The organism is Bacillus sp. FSL K6-2431, from assembly GCF_038005165.1.
Lineage (GTDB): Bacteria > Bacillota > Bacilli > Bacillales > Bacillaceae > Bacillus > Bacillus pumilus.
In genome coordinates this window covers 1,697,441-1,722,225 of the sequence record NZ_JBBOSQ010000001.1, presented here as the reverse complement: position 1 = coordinate 1,722,225, position 24,785 = coordinate 1,697,441, and the positions used below count along the sequence as shown (strand labels likewise).

At 46.1% G+C, this 24,785-nt stretch carries 3 protein-coding genes; all 3 read left to right on the top strand.

From position 1 onward, the window contains the following. The first annotated feature begins 17 nt into the window (after window positions 1-17). The 3 genes from MHH40_RS08475 to MHH40_RS08465 all read left to right on the top strand — a co-directional run bounded on the left by MHH40_RS08475 (window position 18) and on the right by MHH40_RS08465 (window position 24,784). The gene (locus MHH40_RS08475; RefSeq protein WP_340900934.1) at window positions 18-10,712 is read left to right on the top strand and encodes a non-ribosomal peptide synthetase; all 10,695 of its coding nucleotides are present in this window, start codon (window positions 18-20) and stop codon (window positions 10,710-10,712) included. A gap of 44 nt (window positions 10,713-10,756) precedes the next feature. After that, a complete protein-coding gene (locus MHH40_RS08470; RefSeq protein ID WP_340900933.1) occupies window positions 10,757-14,590 on the top strand; it encodes a non-ribosomal peptide synthetase in 3,834 nt (1,277 codons plus the stop codon). Between the two features lie 63 nt (window positions 14,591-14,653). Continuing rightward, on the top strand, window positions 14,654-24,784 hold the full coding sequence (locus tag MHH40_RS08465; protein WP_340900932.1) for a non-ribosomal peptide synthetase: 10,131 nt from the start codon (window positions 14,654-14,656) through the stop codon (window positions 24,782-24,784). Window position 24,785: the final 1 nt, after the last annotated feature.

Sequence of the window (24,785 nt, the reverse complement as noted above, 5' to 3'; positions counted from 1 at the left end):
AACGAAGAGGTGGACATATGAGCAAGCAGAAGATTCAAAAGGTATATCCTTTAACACCCATGCAGGAGGGCATGCTGTATCATGCCATGCTAGACCCTAATTCCTCCTCTTATTTCACACAGCTTGAGCTTGGAATAAGCGGAGAATTTGATCACGCTCTTTTTGAAAAAAGTCTCAATGAGCTCATACGGACATATGACATTCTCCGTACAGCCTTTGTTTATCAACAATTACAAAAGCCTCGTCAGGTTGTACTTGCTGAACGTCATCTCGATGTGTATCGAGAGGATCTATCACATCTGAATCATCAAGAGCAGCAAAAGGTATTGGATCAATATAAAAAACAAGTGAGAAAGCAAGGATTTCATTTAACAAATGATCTGTTATTGAAGGTCGCTGTTTTTCAACTAAATGAAACAAATTGGCATCTAATTTGGAGCAACCATCACATCATCATGGATGGTTGGTCCATGGGTGTTTTAATGAAAAAACTGTTTCATTACTATGAATCTTTTCGGAACGGTCGAACGCCGGATCGCTCACAGGGTAAGCCTTATGCAGATTATATCCAGTGGCTTGGAAAGCAAAATAAACAAGAAGCGGAAAGCTATTGGCAGGAGCGTCTAGATGGAGCGGTTCAGCATCAAGGGCTGCTGCAGCAAAAAGAAGCGAACGGACAATACGACCATCAGGAATGGACGTTTACATGGGATGCTCAAACGGTACAAGCCATTCAAAATGTAGCAAGACAATGCCAAGTGACAGCCCCGAACCTGTTTCAGGCTGTCTGGTCTGTTCTTTTAGGCACCTATCATGCAGCTGATGACGTCACATTCGGCACCGTTGTATCGGGCAGACCTCCAAGTGTATCTGGAATTGAGCGCATGGCAGGGCTGTTTATCAATACGATACCCGTTCGAGTGACATTGGATCAGAAACAGACGTTTAAACAGCTGTTTCAAAAGGTTCAGCAGCACGCACTGGAAGCGGAAAACTATGATTTTATGCCGCTTTATGACATTCAGCAGAAGACAGCTGCTGGAGGGCAGCTTTTTGATCATTTGGTTGGGTTTGAAAACTATCCTTTAGATCAGGAGCTGTCTGGTGACACCATGTCTGCACGTCTTGGTTTTTCCATTGATGTAAAGGACGGATTTGAACAAACGAATTTTGACCTAAATATCCTTGTGTATCCAGGTGAAACATGGACATTGAAAATCAAATACAACGCCATAGCTTTTGAAGAAAAGATCATTGAAAACATATCGAAACATCTAACCAATCTCATGAAGCAAATCATCCAAAACCCTGAAGTACGCCTTCAGGACGTGACGTGTATCACGGAAGAGGAGAAGCAGCAGATCAAAGCGTGGAATCAGACGGAGCGAGATTATCCGAAGCATCTGTCTATTCCTGAGCTGCTCAATGAACGTGTGAAGGCGCAGCCTGACCATCTGGCATTAGTTGAAGGCGATCAAACATTCACGTACGAGGAGCTCGGACAAGAAATCAGTCGTTTAGCTGGCAGTCTTATTGAGAAAGGCGTACAGCCAGGAGATGCTGTTGCAGTGTATATGAACCGATCAGCTGATGCGGTGATTGCCATTTTAGCAGTTCTGCACGCAGGGGCAGCTTATGTGCCGATTGATCCTTCGCAGCCTGAAGAAAGAATCCGATTTATGCTTGAGGACAGTGGCGCATCCATTTTGCTTCATGCTGATAGTCAGCCGCCAGTTGATGAACAGATCAAGGCTGTACATGTGACGAGTCAGCCTCATCACTCACACATGGATGTATCAGTCAGGACGTCTCCATCTCACTTGGCGTATATCATGTATACATCGGGATCAACTGGACAGCCAAAAGGGGTTCAAATTGAGCATCAGCATATTGTGAGATTGGCTTGCTCTCAGGAGAAATTAGGCTTGAATAAGTCGGATCGTATGGCTCATACAGGGGCCGTCAGCTTTGACGCCATTACCTTTGAAATCTTTACCACGCTGCTGGGTGGGGCGACGCTGTATCCTGTTGACCGCGATACTTTATTGGATATTCATCGATTTGAACAATTTATCCAAACACATCAGATCACGACGCTCTTTTTAACGACTGGATTATTTAATCAGCTCGCTCAGCAGCGGCCACAAATGTTCAAAGGATTAACCACATTAATTACAGGCGGTGACGTGATCAATGTGAAGAGTGCGGAGCTTGTGAAACAGCATCATCCAGCACTTGTTTTGCTGAATGCCTATGGTCCAACAGAAAATACAACCATCTCGACCATTTACGAAGTAAGAGGAGATGAAACGGGTCCAATTCCAATTGGCCAGCCGATTAACCATTCGTCGGCTTATATTTTAGATGATGATCAACGATTGCAGCCAATTGGAGCGCCAGGAGAGCTGTATGTTGGCGGGGATGGTGTCGCAAGAGGGTATCTCCATCGTCCAGATTTGACCAATCAAGTATTCATGGCAAATCCTTTTAAGCCGTCAGGCCGTTTGTATCGAACAGGGGATTTGGCTCGGTATGGCGCGGATGGCCAAATCGAATTCCTCGGCCGGACAGATGATCAGGTGAAAATTCGAGGCTTCCGTATTGAGCTTGGTGAAATTGAATCAGTGCTTCAGCAAAAAGAGGGCATAGATGATGCGGTTGTGCTTGTCCATTCGTTTTCCTCAGATGAAAAGGAAATCACTGCTTACTTCACAGGGACAATGACAGAAGAAGAAGTGCGAGATTTATTTAATCAAGAGCTCCCAGCTTATATGGTGCCGCACCATGTGATGAAGCTGGATGCTTTTATGCTCACATCGAACGGCAAGGTAGATCGAAAAGCTTTACCAAAGCCGGACGAAGCGTATCAGGAGAAAAAGGAAATCATTCCGCCTGAGACAGAGACAGAAAAGGCACTCGCTCAAATTTGGGAGGAGCTTCTTGGAAAAACGGTAGGAGTAGATGAACATTTCTTCATGGCTGGCGGGCACTCTCTTAAAGCGATGATGATGTCCGCGAAGATTCAAGAGGTGCTTCAAAAGGAAATGCCGATTCAAGTGATTTTTGAGAAGCCGACGATTCGTTCATTAGCAACATATATCGATCAGGATGGTCAAGAAGAAATGGGGCATCCGATTTTACCAGCAGAGCAGGCGGACGAGTATCCGGTATCACCAGCTCAGCGCCGTTTATACATTTTGCAGACACTTGAACCAGACAGCACGAATTATCATATTCCAATCGTCTTAACGCTTGAAGGAACGCTCGAATATCAGCGGCTCAAATCGGCGTTCGATCAGTTGATCCAAACGCACGAAATTCTAAGAACGAGTTTTCATATGAATGGAGAAGATATTGTTCAAAGAGTGAATGAATGGACGGGATTTGACCTTCCTGTTCATGATATCAAGGAAGAAGAGGCGGAGGCATTTCTTTCTGAACATCAATCACCATTTGATTTAACAGCTGCGCCTTTATTACGAGCCCAGTTGTTGAAGGTCAGTGAAAACCGTCATCTTCTCGTCTTGGAAGCACATCATCTCATTACAGATGGCAGCTCCATGAAGACGTTCATACAAGATTTGGCGAAGGCCTATGATGGCGAAGCTCTTGCAGAAAGAGCCATTCATTATAAAGATTACGCTGTCTGGCAGTTAAGTGAAGAAGAGACGGAGAAACAGAAGGAGCATGAAGCCTATTGGCTGAAGCAATTCGAAGGAGACTTGCCAGTATTAGAGCTGCCAACTGATTTCTCGCGTCCAGCGGAACGTGATTTTTCAGGAGAACGATTCATGTTTGGCTGTGATCAAGCGACGACTCAGCGGATTCATGACCTGCTTCAGAAAACAGATACGACCATGTACATGTTCTTGTTATCTGCTTTTCAGGTGCTGCTTGCCACCTATAGCGGTCAGGAAGATATCATCGTTGGTTCCCCTGTTGCAGGACGGACACATCCTGATATACAGGACATGCCAGGGATGTTTATCAACACCGTTGCGATACGCGGAAAACCAGAGCAAACGAAAACATTTTTACAGCTGCTTGAAGAAATAAAAGAAACGAGTGTTGATGCTTTTGCTCATCAAAGCTATCCGCTTGAAGAGTTAATTGCACGTCTTCCGTTAGATCGTGATACAACCCGAAGCCCGCTCTTTAGCGTGTCATTTAACATGCAGAACATGGAGGTTCCCGCACTAAAGCTCGGCGACCTGCACATTTCGCCTTATGCCATACAGCATCACTCAGTCAAATTTGACTTGTCTCTAGAAGCATTTGAACGAGAGGGAGCATTAAAGCTGAGCTTTGACTATGCAGCGGCGTTATTTAAAGAAGAGACGGTCCGCAGATTCGGAACGCATCTTCTGGCGATTATTCATGAAGCGGTCCAACACCCGGAGGAACAGATCGGCTTGCTCCCTATTCTTGAACAGCATGAGCAAATAGAGCGGTTGGAGAAAAAAGACGAAGTGCAAACAAATCATCATGAGCCTTTCCACGTCCAATTTTCACGTCAGGCAAAGGAAACACCAGATGCCATTGCGGTGATGGATGATCAACGGAAGCTCACTTACGGCGAGCTGGAAGACATGTCAAATGCGCTTGGCAGTGAACTGAAGATACGTGGCGTCGAGAAAGAAAAGACTGTAGCGCTGATTCTTGATCGCTCTGTCTATGTCATCGTTTCAATGCTTGGTGTGATGAAAGCAGGAGGTGCATTTGTGCCAATTGATCCGGCCTTCCCTGCGGAACGTATCAATTACACGTTAGAAGATTCAGGTGCACAAGTGATCGTAACAAATGAGTCTCTTGCAGGGTCCTATCAACATCACAAGTCGATTCAGGTCGTGCAGGTTGAAAAAGCAGTACTTCAAAGCCGCACGCTAGATTTACCGGAAGCATCAGCCAATCAACTTTCGTATGTGATTTACACATCTGGGACAACAGGAAAACCGAAGGGTGTTCAGCTCACGCATCGTAATCTATCACACTACGTTAACTGGCTGACAAATGAGGTGACATTGCAAGAATGCGATCGGACGGCACTGCTTTCTTCTTATGCATACGATCTTGGTTACACAAGCATTTTCCCTGTCTTAAAGGCAGGAGGAACCCTGTATGTGCCTCGTGAAGATGTGTATACAGACCCGGTACGACTCATGCGTTTAATTGATGAACAAGAGCTGACTTATATCAAAATGACACCATCCTTATTTCATATGATGGCAGATTCGAAGGATCATGCATTTAACGCTTTACGCCTTGTCATACTTGGAGGAGAACCGATTGTCTCTGAGGACGTTGAGACATTTATGGAGCAGCATCCATGTGTGGCTGTGATGAACCACTACGGCCCGACAGAGACAACCATTGGAACTGTGACCAAGCTGATCACAAAGCAAGAGCTAGGCACACTCAAGGATCGCTCTGTGATCGGGCAGCCAATTGCTCATACAAGAGCGCTCGTACTCAATCGTCAGCAGCGCCTCGTCCCTTATGGCGCACCTGGAGAGCTTTATATATCAGGGGAAGGTGTATCGAGAGGGTATTTGAATCAGCCTGAATTAACGGCAGAGCGTTTTCTAGAAAATCCGTATTTTTCTGAAGAACGGATGTATCGTACAGGAGATTTGGTCAGACAGCATGCAAATGGAGACATAGAGTTTCTCGGAAGAATAGATGATCAAGTAAAAATCCGCGGCTATCGTATTGAGAAGCAGGAAATTGAGCATGCCGCACGTGCACGATTATCCATTCAAGAGGTGTATGTCAAAGTACTTCATATGTCCCGTTTACCAGAGCTTGCACTCTATTACAAGGCGCCTGAACCGATTGGAACACTGACGTTTAGAGAAAAGCTTGCGGAGACACTGCCGGATTATATGATCCCAACGTACTTTGTCAAAGTCGACCACATCCCGCTCGCGCAAAACGGAAAGGTAGATGCGAAGTCTCTGCCGCTTCCGCACGAGGTGCATATGAAGCGCGCGGTCCATGTAGCACCAGACACGGCACTTGAGCAGACGCTTTGCGATATTTGGTCAGAAGTACTTGCGGTTGAACAAATAGGTGTGCATGATCACTTCTTTGAATTGGGAGGTCATTCCCTCAAAGGCATGGTGCTCATTTCAAAAATGCAAGCCAAGCTGAACAAGCATGTGCCGCTCAAAGTCCTTTTTGAAAAGCCAACGATACGCGCGATGACAGCTTATTTAGAAGAAGTGGGTTCCTCGGACATGACATCCATTCAGCCGGCGGAGAAGCAAGATTTCTATCCTGTCTCTTCTGCTCAAAAGCGGATGTATGTGTTGCAGCAGCTGCATCCAGAAGCAGTGACTTACCATATGCCTGCCGTATTGATGATGGAAGGCAGTCTAGATGTAAAGCAGCTAGAAGAAGCGCTGCAAGCCTTGATCGAACGACATGAATCATTGCGGACAGCCTTTGTAGAAATTGACGGCGTACCCGTTCAAAAAGTGTATCGCCGAGTGCCGTTTACGTTAGAGGTTGTTGAAGTAGAGAAAGGTCATGAGCAACCTGTCATAGACGCATTCATCACCCCATTCTCATTACATCAAGCACCATTAATGAGGGCAAAGGTGGCGAAGTTTTCTGAAGAAAAATATGTGTTCATGATGGATATGCACCATATCATCGCAGATGGTGTCACACGCAGTCTGCTCATTCAAGAATTGGCAGAGCTGTATGAGAAAAAGACGTTACCGCCAGTTCAGCTGCACTACAAGGATTATGCGGTGTGGCAGCAGGAAGAAAAGCAGCAAGCGCTGCTCCAGAAACAGCGTCAATATTGGCTGGAGCAATACGCAGAGCCACCTGAAGATTTGGCACTGCCACTTGATTTTCCGCGCCCTCATGTCCAGTCATTTGAAGGAGACCGAGTCGATAGATGGTTATCTCCTGAGAAGGTGCAGACCATTAAAGCACTCATGGCTGAAAAAGGTGTAAGCATGAACATGGTCATGCAAACGGCATTTGCTATTTTCCTTTCCAAATTAACTGGGCAGACAGATATCGTCATAGGCGCTGTCACAGCAGGACGTACACATGCTTCAATCGAACGGGTTCCAGGCATGTTTGTGAATACACTGGCTTTTCGACATGAAGTGCAACTCGAGGAAACCACAGCACAATTGCTTGAAAAAATGAAAGATCGAAGTCTATCAGCCTATGAACATCAAGATTTTCCGTTTGAGGAATTGGTAGCACAGTTAGATCTTCCGAAAGACACTAGCCGCAACCCATTGTTTAGTGTCATGCTGACAACGGATGACCGTGATATGACATTACCGAAACTAAATGGACTCAAGCTTTCGCAAAAACAGCAAGAGACAGTTCAAGCAAAATTCGATGTAACGCTCGGTGTATTCGAAGAAAAGGACAAAGTGGGCTTACGCTTTGAATATGCAACAGCGCTGTTTAAAAAGAAGACCATTCAGCGTTGGAGTCGATATTATGAACAAATCATAGACGAGATGCTGGCGAAGCTAAATGAACCAATTTCATCGCTTTCGATCTTAAATGAAGAGGAAAAACAAGAGCTGATCAATGAATGGTCAGGCCCTGTGCTACATGTACCGTCAGATCAAACGGTTCATGCACTGATTGAGGCTAAGGCATACCAGACACCTCATCAAAAAGCGGCGACCTTCTGCGGAACGAGCTGGACGTATGAAGAGCTGAACAATCGGGCGAATAGAGTCGCTTCAAGACTTATCTCAAGGGGCATAAAACGAGGAGATCGTGTCGGTATTCTGACTCGCCCATCGCTTGATATGACGGCAGCCGTCCTTGGCGTCCTCAAGTCAGGTGCGACATTCGTTCCAATTGATGCGGATTATCCGGATCAGCGTATTGCCTACATGCTGGAAGACTGCGGGGCAGAGGTTCTTCTCATGCAAAAAGGATTAACTGCACCAACTTCCTTTGCAGGTCATGTCCTGTTGATAGAAGATGCCGTAGAAGGCGAAGCGCAAGAAATTCAGGTTCATGTCAAACCAACAGATCTCGCCTATATGATTTACACATCGGGAACGACAGGACAGCCGAAGGGTGTCATGGTCGAGCACCAGTCCCTTGTGAATCTTGCGTTCTGGCACAATGATGCCTTTCAAGTGACAAATGCGGATCGAACCGCCAAATATGCCGGCTTTGGCTTTGATGCCTCTATTTGGGAAATGTTCCCGACATGGATTGCCGGCGCAGAGCTGCACATCATTGATGAAGCGATTCGTCTCGATATGATCAAGCTCAATGCGTATTTCAATGACGAAAATATCACCATTGCATTCCTGCCAACTCAGCTATGCGAGCAGTTTATGTCGATGGACAATCACTCCTTGCGTTACTTACTAACAGGAGGAGACAAGCTGAAACAGGTAAAACCAGTTCCATATCAACTCGTGAATAACTACGGTCCGACAGAAAACACCGTCGTGGCGACAAGCGGGATCATCGATCCAGATCAAGGCACGCTTCCGATCGGAACAGCGATTGCCAATACCCGTTTTTACATTATGGGTTCGTTATATGACCTCTCGCCGCCAGGCGTACCGGGTGAGCTTGTGATCGCAGGAAAAGGACTGGCAAGAGGGTACTGGAATCTTCCAGAGGAAACAGAGAAAAGCTTTGTCCCAGATCCATTTTATCCAGGTGAGCGTATGTACCTGACAGGCGACTTAGTGAAATGGACAGAGGATGGCGAGCTAATCTATCTCGGCAGAAAAGACCATCAGGTCAACATCCGCGGCTTCCGGATTGAGCTGTCAGAAATTGAGGCGCAGCTCCTTGCGCTGGCAGAAGTCAAAGAAGCAGTTGTGACAACGGTGAAAGATGCCAGCGAACAGGATGCCCTTGCCGCTTACGTCATCACAGATGAAGAAACGACCGACCTAAAAGAAAGTCTAAAACGAACGTTGCCAGACTATATGGTGCCTTCATGGATCATTAAGCTTGACCAACTGCCGATGACGGCAAATGGCAAGGTCGATCTGAAAGCATTGCCAGCACCAAATATGGAAGCGAACCAAACAGCATACGAAGCGCCAAGAGACGAAGTGGAAACACTACTATGCGGCATTTGGGAAGACGTGCTTGGCGTCAGCCAAGTCGGCATTCACGATCACTTCTTCTTCCTTGGCGGAGATTCGATTAAAGGCATTCAAATGGCAAGCAGGCTCACACAAGCGGGCTGGAAGCTTGATATGAAGCTATTATTTCAGTACCCAACCATTGCCGAGCTGCGCCCATATATCGAAGAAGCTGATCAACTGACAGCCGACCAATCATCGGTTGAAGGGGAAGTCATGTTGACTCCAATTCAACGCTGGTTCTTTGAACGAACATTCACTGACCAGCATCATTGGAATCTCTCGATGATGCTTCATGCGCCAAATGGATTTGACCTTTTGATGGCAGAACAAGTGATGCAGAAATTACTTTCACATCATGATGCACTGCGCATGGTATACAGGCAAGAGGATGGCGGCATCCTGCAATACAATCAGCGGGAGCTCACTGAACCGATTGCGGTTATTTCTCATGATGTCTCTAAAGAGCACGACGTGAAAAAAGCCATTTCCACCTATGCCAACGAGTATCAGCGTCAGCTGAACCTCGAAACAGGTCCGCTCATGAAAGTGATCTGTTTCCGTGCAAAAGATGGCGATCACTTACTTATCGTGACACACCATCTTGTGATTGATGGTGTCTCATGCCGAATTTTACTAGAGGACTTTATGTCTCTTTATCAACAGGCAGCCCAAGGACAAACGCTCGTCCTACCGCCTAAAACCCACTCCTTTAAAGAATGGGCAGAGGCGATCGAACGATACGCACAGTCCAAGCCGTTAAAAAGCCAAAGTGAGTACTGGAATGAGATTGACAGGACGCCAATGACCACTTTACCTGTTGATCATGAAGTAACGAAAAGAAAAGTTGCTCAAACAAAAGCAGTACAGATGCAGCTTTCAGAGTCTGAAACCGAGCATCTTTTAACAGACATTCATCTACCGTACACAACGGAAATGAACGATATTCTTCTATGTGCGCTCGGTCTTGCCGTTCAGGAGTGGACAGGTGAATCCCATGTACATGTGCAGCTTGAAGGTCATGGAAGAGAGGATATTTTATCAGGGCTGGATGTCTCCCGCACGGTTGGATGGTTTACGAGTATGTACCCAGTCGTACTGAAAGCAAAGCCGGATCAGACCGTAGCTGAGGCTATTAAAGGAACGAAAGAGATGCTGCGGCGTGTCCCGAATAAAGGGATCGGCTACGGGATTTTAAAATACCTCACAGCCACTGAATCGTCAGGACAGCATGTACAACCTGAAATCAGCTTGAACTATCTGGGGCAGATTGATCAAGAAGTGACGACAGAACTCTTTAGACCGTCCGCCTATGATATGGGACGACAAGCAAGCCCTGATTCAGAAGCTGTCTATAAGCTGAATCTCAGTGGTCTTGTTCAACATAATCGATTCATGATGTCGTGTTCCTATTGTACAGATGAATATGAAGAACAAACGATACAGCAGTTCATGGCATTGCTAAAAGAAAAAATCCAATCCATCATGACTCATTGTTTAGCGCAGCACGAACGAGAATTTACGCCAAGTGATTTCTCTGCTGGTGACCTTGAAATGGATGAAATGGACGATATATTTGACATGCTTGAGGAGAAATTGACCTAACAACATGAGATCAGTCATAAAAACGGGAAGGGAGGATGAAATAGATGAGTTCATTTAAAAGGGATCAAGTTCAAGACATGTATTATCTGTCACCGATGCAAGAAGGCATGCTGTTTCATACCCTCCATCACCAAGAAAAGGGCTTTTATGTAGAGCAAATGGATATGAACGTAAAGGGCACACTGCGTCATGACTTACTTGAGAAAAGCATGAACGTCATCGTGGAGCGGTACGATATTTTTCGTACCGTATTTCTCCACGAAAAAGTGAAGCGCCCTGTCCAAGTTGTGCTGAAGAAACGTCCTTTTACGCTTGATGTGGTGGACATGCAGAATCTTTCTGAAAACGAACAGCTTGTACGTCTTGAGACATTTAAACAACAGGATCGCCTGAGAGGATTTGACCTTTCGAAGGATGCTCTCATGCGGGCAACTGTTTTCCAAACGGGCCCTGCCAGCTATCGCTGGATATGGAGCTACCATCATATCCTTCTTGATGGCTGGTGCTTTGGGCTTGTGGTGCAGGAGTTATTTGCGATTTATCATGCCCTTTTACATGACATCCCTTACAAACTGGAACCGGTTAAACCGTACAAAGAATATATTCAATGGCTTGAAAAACAAGATAAACAAGCATCACTTCAATATTGGCAGCAATCATTAGCCGGGTTTGATGGGCAATCTACCTTTAAAGAACAGAGAAAGCAAACGAATGAACATGAATTAGGCGAATTGGAATGGTCGATGAGTAAGGCAGAAACGGCTGCTTTATCAGAGTTAGCGTTCCAGCAAAATGCAACGTTAAGCAGTGTGCTGCAATCGGTCTGGTCAATTCTGCTGAGCAGATATCAGCGGTCAAATGATGTGCTGTTTGGCACGGTTGTGTCGGGACGTCCGGCAGATTTAGCTGGTGTTGACAGAATGGTTGGCTTGTTCATCAATGTCATCCCAAGAAGAATTCAGCTGACAGATGATATGACATTCCGTTCTCTTCTGTCAGAAACGCAGCAGCAGTCTCTTGCAGCCGAGCCGCATCAATATATTCCGATTTATGATATTCAGGCAAATACAGGTCATCAGCCACTCATTGATCATATTGTCGTGTTTGAAAATGTCCCAGCCGCAAAGAAGGACGAGCAAGAGGCGCGGTTAGGATTTACTGTGGAAAACATGAATGTGTATGAAAAATCGAACTATGATCTCAATTTGCTGGCATCACCAGGAGAACAATTGCAATTGAAGCTGGCCTTTAACAAAAAAGCATTTGATCCTCAATTTGTTCAACGGTTAAAGGAGCAGCTGAGTTTATTGATGAGCGAGGCGATCAAGCATCCTGATCAATCGGTTCATACACTTACACTTGTCACGAAACAGGAAAAGCAGCTGATTCTTGAGGAATGGAATGCGCCCGAGCTTGAGCATGACCAGCTATATTTGTCGAAATGGTTTGAGCATAATGTCCGCAAACAGCCGAATGCGGTCGCATTATCAGCAGGTGAGCACACGATGACATATGCGGAGCTGAATGAACAAGCTAACCGATTGGCAAGACATTTGCAAAAAAATGGGGTCACGCATCAAACGGTCATCGCCATTTTAGCGGGCCGCACGCCTGAACTGATTGTCAGTCTACTTGCTGTCTTAAAAGCAGGTGCAATCTATGTGCCAATTGATCCCGATTATCCAGAAAGCCGCATTCAATACATGCTTAAAGACAGCGGGGCAACGCATCTACTGACTCACTCATCCTTTATCGGTCAAGTGAAGGGACTTGCGTTTGATGGAAAGTATCTGTTTGCAGATGATCAAGAAATTTCACTGATGAGCTCAGAGAATCTGCCGCTTGAAGCAGGCTTACACGATACGGCTTACATCATGTATACGTCTGGTACAACAGGTCAGCCAAAAGGCATCATGACGACCCATTCCAATATTGCCCGGGTGGTCAAAAATACAAACTACTTAACCATTTCAGAAACAGATACACTGCTGTCATTATCCAACAGCGTATTTGATGGCTTTACATTTGATGTGTATGGCGCACTTTTAAACGGAGCGAAGCTTGTCTTGCCGAAAAAAGAGACCATTTTAAACATGGGCGAGCTGACGGGATTGATTAAAAGGGAAAACATTTCTGTCATGTTTGTTCCAACGGCATTATTTAATCTCCTTGTTGATGAAGAAACCGACTGGATGCGTAGTGTGCGCAAGGTGCTATTCGGAGGAGAGCGGGCATCGGTACAGCATGTGAGGAAAGCCTTTGCTGTCATGGGGAAAGGCAGACTCATCAATGTCTATGGCCCAACCGAATCAACAGTATTCGCCACTTATTATCCAGTCGATGAGGCTCTGCCGATGGAAGCCCGTTCGATTCCAATCGGAAAGCCGCTCAACCAGACGGGTGCTTATATATTGAGTCAGCACAGGCAGCTTCAGCCGATTGGAATGGTCGGAGAGCTTTGTCTGAGCGGCAAAGGGCTTGCGAAGGGGTATTTGAATCGTCCTGATCTGACAAAACAAGCCTTTATCGCGCATCCATTCGCTGCGGGAGAAAGGCTGTATCGTACAGGAGACTTGGCTTATTTTCGAACGGACGGTTTGATTGAGTATGCAGGCAGAGTGGATGATCAGGTGAAAATTCGCGGTCACCGAATTGAGCTGTCAGAAATTGAAGCCCACCTTCTCATGCATCCAGGTGTAAATCAAGCGGCTCTTATAGCTGATCAGCATAACACGCAGCATACAAGGCTGCTCGCCTATATGACGTGTGAGGAGGAGTGGAAGGATAAACTGGATGTGATCAAATCAGGGCTGAAGGAAAAACTTCCGGCTTACATGCAGCCTCATGACCTGATCAGACTTGAGAAAATACCACTTACGCCAAATGGAAAGGTTGATAAACGTCAGCTGCCAAAGCCAGCGTTGCCTCAAGGAAACCGTCATGTGAAGCTTCCGGTAAATGAGGTAGAACAAAAGCTACTTGTGATGTGGCGGGAAGTGCTTGAACGAGAAGATATCAGCACAGATGACCATTTCTTTGAGCTTGGCGGGCATTCATTAAAAGCGATGTTGCTTTTATCCAAGATGTCGAAGGAATTCGATGTTCAGGTGCCTATTCACTTGCTGTTTGAGACGCCTACCATTGAAGCAATCAGCCGTTATATTCAACAGCAGGATCAGGAAGCAGCCGGCTATCTTGTATTCAATGAATCTCAAACGCCAACAGTCTTTGCTCTACCCCCATTACCAGGCTATGGCTTTATCTATCAGGAAGCCGCAAAAACGCTCGATGGTGTTCGTTTGATCGCCTTTGACTTTATTGAAGCTGATCACCGAATCACGCAATACGTTCAGCATATCCAGCACCTTCAGCCTGAAGGACCGCTGACTTTGATGGGTTACTCTGGCGGGTGCTACCTAGCCTTTGAGCTTGTTCAATCGCTCGAACAAGCAGGGCGGACCGTCGAAAAAGTCATCATGATCGATTCCTATAAGAAAATAGGAGAAAGTGATTTAGAAGGACGATCCATTGATGACGATATTGCAGCGATCGTCCATCAGTCGAAGCAAAGTGAACTTGCCCAAGCGGAGCTCATTCAAGACGCGCTTGCTCAAAAAACGAGGGCTTACTATGAAACTTTTGTTAAGGGGGTGAACCAAGGAGAGATACAAGCAAACATTGATTTCATCCAATCCGAAGAAAACATTGCGATACCAGAATGGATGGAACATTGGGAAACTGCGACGACCGGCGCTTATCGACAATATCAAGGCTATGGTCAGCACGCCGACATGTTCAAAAACAAAGAATGTGCCGCCCGAAATGCACAGCTAATTAAAGAAATAGTCCATCATAAAAATAGAGAAACAGTCTTGTGAACTTTAGATGAGGCAGGGGTGCACATTGGCAGCCCTGCCTGACAAAAAAGGGAAGGAACTCATATGAAACCATCAACCATTAATCAATCGAATGTACATGAATCAATGGATACGATTTTACAAGATGTACAGAAAACCATTTTACAAACCAACGAAATCGAACGCTTCGCTGTTTTTTCTCGTGAAAAAACCATTCGACCACGGCCATATCACCTCTCTCATTTATTTCTAGACCAACACATGGAGCAGGAGGCCGCAGCTGAATGGATACAAACGCAAATGGCTTCACCTGCTTTAGCGGACATGCCCCCAGCCATTTCCTATGGAGGGGATATAGATGTTCGGGCAGGAGCTCAAACCTTGCAGGACGCTCTAACTGAGGCAGCCAAAACAACAAATGGGCTGACTTATATCATCAATAGTGAAAACGAGCTCACGCAATCCTACGCGCAGTTAAAGGAGGATGCCGAGCGGGTGTTGACGGGTTTAAGGGCACTAGGGCTTGAGCCAGGAGATCCTGTGTTCTTTCAATTTTCATCGAATCATGCGATGGTCACGGCTTTTTGGGCATGTGTGTTAGGCGGATTTGTCCCAACACTTGTGTCGGCAGCCCCGACCTATCGGGAAATGAATGCCTCAGTGAAGAAGCTTCATCACGCTTGGGACCTGCTGGAGCATCCGCTCATTCTCACGGATGACTCGCTGATTGATGAGGTGCAAGGCTTGGCTTTACTGTGGCATACAGATCAATTACGTGTGGCAGCCGTTGAACCAATGCTTACTTTAGAAAGAGATCTAGAAGCACACCCAGTCACGCCCGATGATTCCGTCTTTTTTATCTTAACGTCTGGAAGTACGGGGATGCCTAAATGCGTAGAGCATTCTCATAGAAGTGTGCTGGCGAATGTCAAAGGAACAGTGGCAGCCAATGGGTTTACACAAGAGGATGTCTCGTTAGACTGGATGCCATTAGATCATATTGGCGGCATTGTCATGTTCCATCTTGTCAATGTGTACACAGGCTGTGAGCAAATTCGAGCAAGAACAGATGACTTCATCGCTCAGCCGCTGCGCTGGCTTGACTGGATGGACCGCTATCGTGCAACGAAGACATGGGCACCTAACTTCGCATTTGCGATGATCAATGATTATGAGAAAGAAATCTCTTCGGGATCGTGGGATCTTTCTGCTATGACTTGTATGATCAATGGGGCAGAAGCGGTCGTACCGAAGACGATTCACCGGTTTTTACACCTGCTCGCTCCGCACGGCTTAAAAGGAGATGTCATCAGACCAGCTTTCGGCATGTCAGAAATCTCATCAGCCGTTGTCTTCTCTTTTGCGATTGAGCGGGGAGATGAAAACAGCGGGGTACTGACCTTTGAGGAAACATCGCTGACAGAGCAGCTAAGACCAGCAGAGGCACGCGAAACTGGAACCGTCAGCTTTACAGAGCTCGGGAAACCGATTCCGGGTATTACGATTCGTATCGTTAACCATGAGCATGAGCTTCTTCCCGAAGATCATATTGGCAGCGTGCAAATCAAAGGGCCGACGACAATGAAGGGCTATTACAAGAATGACGAAGCGAATCAAGAGGTTTTTCAAACAGAGGGCTGGTTCCACACGGGTGATTTAGGTTTTCTGCATGAAGGAAGACTGACATTAACCGGTAGAGAAAAAGACATGATCATCATCAACGGGAAAAATTATCACAACTATGAAATTGAAGCCATGGCAGAGGAAGTACCCGGCGTAGAAACAAGCTTTGTGGCAGCTTGCTCCGTTCGGATGGAGGCATCTGCATCCGATGAACTGATTCTCTTTTTTACACCGAAGCTGTATGAGCCTGCTTATATCATGAGGGCTAGCCAGCACATTAAAACCCATATTGCGACAAAAATGGGTCTTTATGCATCAAGGGTTATTCCTGTCCAGAAGCATGCCTTTCCGAAAACAAGCTCTGGAAAAATAGAAAGGGCACAGCTCAAGACAAGGTGGCAGGAAGGTGAATTTGACGAAATCATCAAGGAACTGGACATCAGACTTGAAAATGAACATACCTTGCCTGATTGGAGTTATCAAAAGAAGTGGACACCCGCTCCGCTTCATGAAACGGAAAAGCAAACAGAAGGGGACATGGTGATCTTTGCAGATGAGTTAGGGCTGGCAGATCAATTGAAATTCCTCTCAAACCATGAACAAACCTATATCACGGTTGAACCGGGTCAAGCATTCACACAACTCACACCCACTCACTTCATCATCCACCCGAATCGGCCGTCAGACTACGAACAACTCTTTGAGACGCTCCGTTCGTATGGCGTTTCGGTGAAACAAATCATTCACCTTTGGAACTACACAAACAAGAAAGACACATTACAGGCGGAAATAGCGAAGGAAGCACAGAAAGCTGGCAGCATGAGTGCATTGTATGTAACAAAAGCGATCGCCGCCTATGAGGAACCTGTAGAGATGACCTTTGTCTCCGCTCATGCGATGAATTTGCCAGAAGACAAAGTACATCATGTGGAAAAAGCAACAACAGCGGGATTGATGACAGCTGTTCAGCATGAATGGCCGTTTATCAAGGTGCGATGTCTTGATTTTTCTCTCACAGAATCGGTTGGTCATTCTCATGTATCGGCGATCATGACAGAGCTCATCCATGGCACAAGTCAGCATGTCGCTGCTTATCGCGAAGGTGTTCGTTATATTCCTCTTATAGCGCCGCTTCATCTGGAAAGGGAACAAAAGAGGAAAAAACCGCCATTTGAATCATCCGGGCTTTACGTGATGACGGGCGGGCTTGGCGGAATAGGACGGATGCTAAGTGAACATCTTCTAACATCCTATCACGCGCATCTTGTGCTGCTTGGAAGAAAGGCACGAGAAGCTTTAAGTGCGGAGCAGCAAGACGTATTGACCTCACTTGAGAAACAAGCGGAAAAACGCGGCGGCACTGTTCATTATGAAGAAGTGGACTTGACGAATGCAAAAGCCCTTGAAGCCCTTATCTCGAGACAAGAGGTGGCTCATGGAAAAAGGCTGCATGGTGTGATTCATTTCGCTGGCATCATTCAAGAAGAGCTGCTTGCGGACATGACGTCTGCGTCCTTACATGCGATGTACGAAGCAAAGGTATATGGCACGATTGCGCTTCATGAAGCGGCTTCTAAACGGCATAATGTCTTATTTCTTTCTAGCTCATCAGCACGAACGTTAAAGGGCGGGATGACCGTAGGCGCTTATTGCGCTGCCAATGAGTTCGTTGAACAATTTGCTCATTATCAGAGGCTGACATCTACCGTGAAGCCTTACTGCTTTAGCTTTAGCATGTGGGATGAGATCGGCATGAGCGAGGGTTCAATGATCAAAGGCATGTTAAAAGAAAGAGGCTATCTTCCGATTCCGAAGCGGGCGGGCTTACAGACGATGCTGGCATGTTTGATGACAGATGCACCTCTCATTTATATGGGATTAGATCGGTCGAAGCAGGACATTCAAGAGATGCTCCATGCGAAGAGCCGAACAGAGAAAGCCGTGTATGTCTTTTTCAAAACCGACAAAACAAAAGCCATTGAAGAACGGCTGTATCAGTCCATTTATACGTCTTTGCAGTCTCATCTATCTGGTGAATATTCCGTCCATCTATTTCCTGAGGAATATTGGAAAGAATCAGAGGATGGCATGCCGGATGAACCGTATTTTAAAGCACTCATTGAGGAAAGTGGCCAGGAAGCCGAGGACAGAGCGCCTCAAACGGAGACGGAGAAACTTTTGGCAAGCATTTGGTCCGAACTGCTTGATGTCTCAAATATCAGCTGTGGTGATCATTTCTTTCTACTCGGGGGTCATTCACTCAAGGCGACGCAAATGCTGTCTGCGGTGAGACAAAAAATGGGGTTTGATGTGCCTCTCGCTGTTCTTTTTGAGCATACGAGACTTGGGGAATTAGCGGCATGGATCGATTCGCATGCAAAAGTGGATGAAGCGGTACAGGTGCGGAAAATGGCAAAGGGTCAGGAGATTCCGATGTCTTATGCCCAGCAAAGACAGTGGTTTCTCTATCAATTACAGCCTGATCTGCCATTTTACAATAATACAATTTCCTTTCGGATGAATGGATCTTTAGATGTGAAGGTACTTCAGCGCAGTCTTCAGCAAATGGTGCGAAGGCATGAATCGCTCAGAACTTCCTTTACCATGAGCGGCGATGAACCGGTGCAGATCATCCATGAGCATATGACCCTTCCAGAGCTTGAAGTGGTGGATCTATCAGATCTGACGTCACAGGAAGAAAAAGAACAAAAAGCGGCTGAGTGGGCAAAAAGAGAGGCAAGCAGAGCTTTCCGCTTAGAGTATGATCCGCTCTTTCGGGTAAAACTAATTCGGTTGTCGGACACAGATCATTTGTTGCTAATGTCCATTCACCACATTGTGTCAGATGGCTGGTCGGTTGGGATTGCCGCAAGAGAGCTGTCTGAATGGTATACAGCGATGATTGACAAGAGAGAGCCTGATCTTTCGCCGCTGCCAATACAATATGCGGATTACGCCCTATGGCAGAAGGAGTATTTGACTGGAGAGACGCTGCAAAAGCAGGTTTCCTATTGGAAGGAGCAATTTGCTGTCCCTGTAGAAGATTTGGTTTTGCCGTATGACTACCCGCGGCCAGCCGTTCAATCCTACAAGGGAAAAACGAAAAAATACCACCTGTCGCAGTCGCTGTCTGAGCAGCTGGCAGCTCTTTCTAAAAAAACAGACAGCACCCTTTATATGACGTTACTGACTGCCTTTTCTACCTTGCTGCACCGTTTGTCTTCACAGGATGAGTTTGTGATTGGGTCAGTCATTGCTGGGAGAAATCGGACGGAGATGGAGCAGCTCATCGGATTTTTCGTCAATACGCTGGCACTTCGGATCGATCATAGCGGGAATCCTGCTTTCACTGACCTATTAGAACGGGTGAAAGAAACAACAATGGGCGCTTATGCGCATCAGGATGTGCCGTTTGAGATGGTCGTAGATGAGCTGAATATTGTACGTGAGGCTGGCAAACAGCCGCTGTTTCAGGTCATGTTCGTTTTGCAAAATCTTCCTCTTGAGGCTTCTCCGATGGGGGAGGCGACATCTGTTTTAGCCATTGAAGATAACGATACCGCCAAATTCGATCTATCCCTGTTTGTTTTTGAAGGAGCGGAGGGTCTTCAACTAAAACTGGAGTATGATGTGGACTTATTTTCTGACGATACGATGGACCGGTTCCTTCAGTACTACGAGCAGCTGCTTGAGCGTATTTGTGAAAATCCAGCACAGCCGATTAGACTAATGAATTACCTGCCAGAAAAAGAGAAGCATCAGCTGCTCTATGAATGGAGCGGCAAAACAGATCAGCCTGCAGGCCCGCTTCTCATCACTGAACGGTTTGAAGCGCAGGTGAGAAAGTCACCCGATGCCATCGCTCTCGAATTCGGGGAAGAGCAGTGGACGTATCGTGTGTTACAAGAGAAAGTCGACCGGCTTGCGGCTTCTCTGCAGCAGCGAGGTGTGACGCCGCATGAACCAGTAGGGCTGCTCATCGACAGGTCGCCTGAAATGATTCTTGGGGTGCTGGCGATTGTGAAAGCAGGAGGCGCCTATGTGCCAATTGATCCTGAATATCCAGATGCCCGCATTGATTATATGCTGAGGGATACAGGTATTCAGCTGTTACTGACAAAAAATAAATGGCTGAAAAAGGTGTCCATCAGTCAAACCGAACTCATTTGTCTTGATGAAGGATATGAAGAATTTTTATCAGAAGCAGAACTCATACCTGCTGCCTTAAAACCTGATGGACTCGCTTATATCAATTACACCTCAGGATCAACTGGACAGCCAAAAGGGGTATTGATCCCGCATCAAGCAGTCATCCGGCTTGTCTGTGAAACAGATTATGTCACCCTTGATGAACATACACGTATTTTACAAATCGCTAGCTTCTCCTTTGATGCCTTTACGTATGAAATATGGGGAGCCCTGCTAAACGGGGGAAGACTGATCCTGACCGATCGAAATACAGTTTTATCAATGGATACACTGGCTGATACACTGACATCATACAAGATCACAACAGGATTTCTGACGGTGCCGCTGTTCAACCGATTGACAGAAGAACATCCAGAAGCTTTATCTGGATTTGATGCATTATTGGTCGGTGGTGATGCGCTCTCAGCTGCTCATATCCGCAAGGCACTGCCGTATTTACCGGAAGGGCTTTTAAACGGCTATGGACCAACTGAGAATACGACGTTCTCCTGTGTGCATCACATTCGTTCATTAGACGAAGGGCAGACGACCGTTCCTATCGGTCAGCCAATTGCTTATTCACAAGCCTATGTATTAGACGACCAGCTGCAGCCGGTTCCGCAGGGTGTCATTGGAGAAATCTACGTTGGCGGAACAGGGCTGGCACTCGGCTACCTTGGAGATGAAGAAAAAACATCGCAATCATTTATCCCGCATCCTTTCCATAAAGGAGAGCGTTTATATAAAACAGGTGATATGGGCCGCTGGCTCCCAAATGGCATCATCGACTGCCTTGGAAGAATGGATCATCAAGTGAAAATACGCGGACATCGCGTCGAATGCGGAGAAATTGAAGCCGCTATGCTGAGTGTTGAAGACATCGTAGAATGTGCGGTTATTCCGCATCAGCACGAGAGTGGTCATAAGCGCCTGATCGGTTACTTTGTCCAAAAAGGTGAATGGACTCAGCAAGACCTTCGACGCAAGTTAAAAGATCGACTGCCAGATTATATGGTACCGAGCCTATTCATAGAGCTCGAGGAACTGCCGCTCACGCCAAACGGCAAGGTAGATCAAAAGCATCTCCCGCCGCCAGTGTGGAGACAGGAAGAAGCAGACAAACCAGCAGATCAGGCACTCAGTGAGGAAGAACGAGTGCTGGAAAAGGTGTGGACTCAGCTTCTTGGCACTCCTTCAATCGGTGTTCAGGATAACTACTTTGAGCTTGGCGGAGATTCTATTATTGTCATACAAATGGTGGCACGCCTAGCACAGGAAGGCTACATCATACAGCCGAGAGATGTATTTGAAAAACAGACCATTTCACAGCTGGCACGCGCTATGAAAAAAGCAGATGTATCTGTGTCCTATGATCAATCACCTGTTACAGGAAATGTTCGTCTGCTTCCAATCCAATCTTGGTTCCTTGAACAATCGATGACAAACCAAGATTATTGGAATCTATCAGCGCATATTGAATTCAAGCAATCGATACAACCCGAGCAGTTAACACAAGTTCTTTCAAAGCTTGTCGATCATCACGATATGCTGAGAGCCATTTATACAAAAGCAGCAGACGGTACATGGATTCAAACCGTTCGTGCGCCTGGCATCATTCCTTGTGTCACTTTCTTTGATTTGACGGATATTTCTCACGAGGAAGCGCTAGAGCAAATTCGCTTGGAGACAAGCGCTTGTCAAGGAACATTGTCATTAGAGCGGGGAGAAGTGATCAAAGCCATTCTTTTTCAGACAAGTGATCGTACGTCTGAACTCTTTATCGCAGCCCACCATCTTGTGATGGATGGAATATCGTGGCGCATCATACAGGAAGATGTATTAAACGGGTTGAAGCAGGCTGCGGCAGGGCAGGAGATCACGCTTGCAAAGAAAACCGCTTCCTATCAGCAGTGGGCAGAGGCACTCTATGAATATGCACAAACCGATCAATTACAAGAGCAGGTTTCTTTTTGGGAAAAGATCATGAATCAAGAGGAAGAAGGTTCTCCTTTTCAACCACCTGCGCTTTTCAATATAGAAGAACATGCAGAGATCCTGACTATTCAATTGACGAAGGATCAAACAGACATTTTACTAAGGCACGCATCACAAGCGTACCGAACAGAGGTCAACGATTTACTCCTGTCAGCACTTGCGCAAGCTGTTGGAAAGCCACTACTGATTACGTTAGAAGGGCATGGACGCGAGGATTTATTTGAACAGATGGATTTGTCACGGACAGTCGGCTGGTTTACAAGCTCTTATCCTATTTTTATTCCTTTTATTCAAACCGATGTTGAGAGACAAATTAAAGATGTCAAAGAAACCTTAAGAGCTGTGCCGCAAAAGGGGATCGGCTATGGCTTACTTCAATACATGACCGCATCACGTTTACTTAAAACGGCAGCGCCGCAGGTGAGCTTTAATTACCTTGGACAATTAGATCAAATAGATGGTGAGGCAAATCTGTATATAGCAGATGAACGAAATGGACATGTACATGACCCAAAAGCAGAAAGACAGCATTTGATCGATGTGTACGGATACGTTGTCAGTGGTCAGCTTCAGATGAATTTTATGATCAATCGTGAACTGCTTCAGGAGGAAGAGGTGCGTCAGTTACCTGAACGATTTAAAGAAAAAATGGAGGGCATTTTGACGCATTGTGTAGAGGCAAAAGGCGGCTTTACGCCATCTGATTTTCCAATGGTCCAGCTGACGCAAAAGCAAATAGATGAGCTTCCAGACAATGTGGTAGATGTGTATCCATTATCTCCGATGCAGCAAGGGATGCTGTTTCATGCACTGTTAGATCAAGCATCACAGGCGTATTTTGGTCAGGTGCATATGACACTCGAAGGCTTAACGGACGGCGAAGCCTATGAAAAAGCATGGAATCTGCTTGTGGAACGTCATTCGATTTTACGGACAAGATTTGCTTGGGAGGGGCTAAAGGAGCCTGTCCAATTGATTCAATCAGAAGGAAGCATTCACCTCACTCAGCACGATGTGCGCCACCTGAGTGAAATGGATCAGAAGAAAACCATTGAGCGTTATTTACAATCCGATCGTTCAAAGGATTTTGATTTGGAAAATACGGCTGAACCGCTCATTCGTATCGCTTTATTCCATCGTGACGAGAAAACTTGCACGTTTGTTTTTAGCTTTCATCATATTTTAATTGATGGCTGGAGCCTGTTCGGCTTGATTGAGGAATCCTTTTCAATGTATCGCTCGCTTGTGGATGAACGAGAGATGAACCTTCCTGCTGTGCGTCCATACAAAGATTTTATTGAGTGGCTGCAAAAGCAGGATCAAGAGAAGGCACAAGAGTTCTGGAAACATTATATGTCAGGAGTAGAGGAAGCCACACCACTTCCAGGAAACGGAGAGCAAGCTTCGGATGAAGGAGCAGGTATTGATCAAATTAGTATCAAACTGACGCCTGAAATGCAGCAGAAGCTGGAGAAAATGACAGGGACACAGAAGGTCACGATGAGCACACTGATTCAGGCGGCATGGGGTCTGCTCTTGCACCTTCATTCAGGCTCAGAGGATGTCGTGTTCGGTGTCACAGTATCTGGCCGGCCGGCGGACTTACCAGAGGTTGAAAGCATGACAGGGCTCTTTATTAACACCTTGCCGCTTCGTTTGCCGATCACACCAGACAGGACCATTGCCGAACTGCTTACGCAGACGCAGGAAACGGTTTTTCACATGCGAGAATTCGAGTATACCGTACTCCCAGATATTCAGCAGATGACCCAAATTTCGAATGGAGAATCATTGTTTAACAGCATTGTCGTGTTTGAAAACTACCCGATTGAATCTGTAGAGCCGTATGGTGTACGGATCTTAGACATAGCTAGTCATGAAGAAACCAACTATGACCTGACCCTTGTGGCTGTCCCGGGAGATACGCTGGAGCTTCGGGTCACATACCGCTTCAATCAATATAAAGAAAAACAAATACAATCGCTGATGCAGCAGCTGGTCCATACACTTGAAGCCATGACAGAACAAGTGGAGACACCACTCTCTTCCTTCACGATCGTGACAAATAAAGAAAAAGAGCGGATGATCACCGATTGGGCGAAAAATGCACAAGTCAGCGTGCTGTACCCAGATCAAGAAGAGGTCTATTCAGTTATTCATGATCCTTCGTGTGAGACGGAAATCTATGTTCTGAGCGAAGAGCATCAGCTCATGCCGGTAGGATTTCCTGGAGATATTTTTATCGGTGCAAAGGATATCAAGGCACTTTGTGGAGAGCTTGCCGATTGGATGGAGACGCATAAAATTCCGCATCCATTCAAACATCAAACTGGCGAATACCTCTATCCGACAGGGGATGTCGGCGTTTGGACTGAAAAAAACAAGATTCAGATTTTGGATTGGGTGTAGG

What these genes read in the sequence shown, in the direction of transcription:
- MHH40_RS08475 (WP_340900934.1), top strand. Translation starts at nt 18, where the DNA reads ATGAGCAAGCAGAAGATTCAAAAGGTATATCCTTTAACACCCATGCAG.
- MHH40_RS08470 (WP_340900933.1), top strand. Translation starts at nt 10,757, where the DNA reads ATGAGTTCATTTAAAAGGGATCAAGTTCAAGACATGTATTATCTGTCA.
- MHH40_RS08465 (WP_340900932.1), top strand. Translation starts at nt 14,654, where the DNA reads ATGAAACCATCAACCATTAATCAATCGAATGTACATGAATCAATGGAT.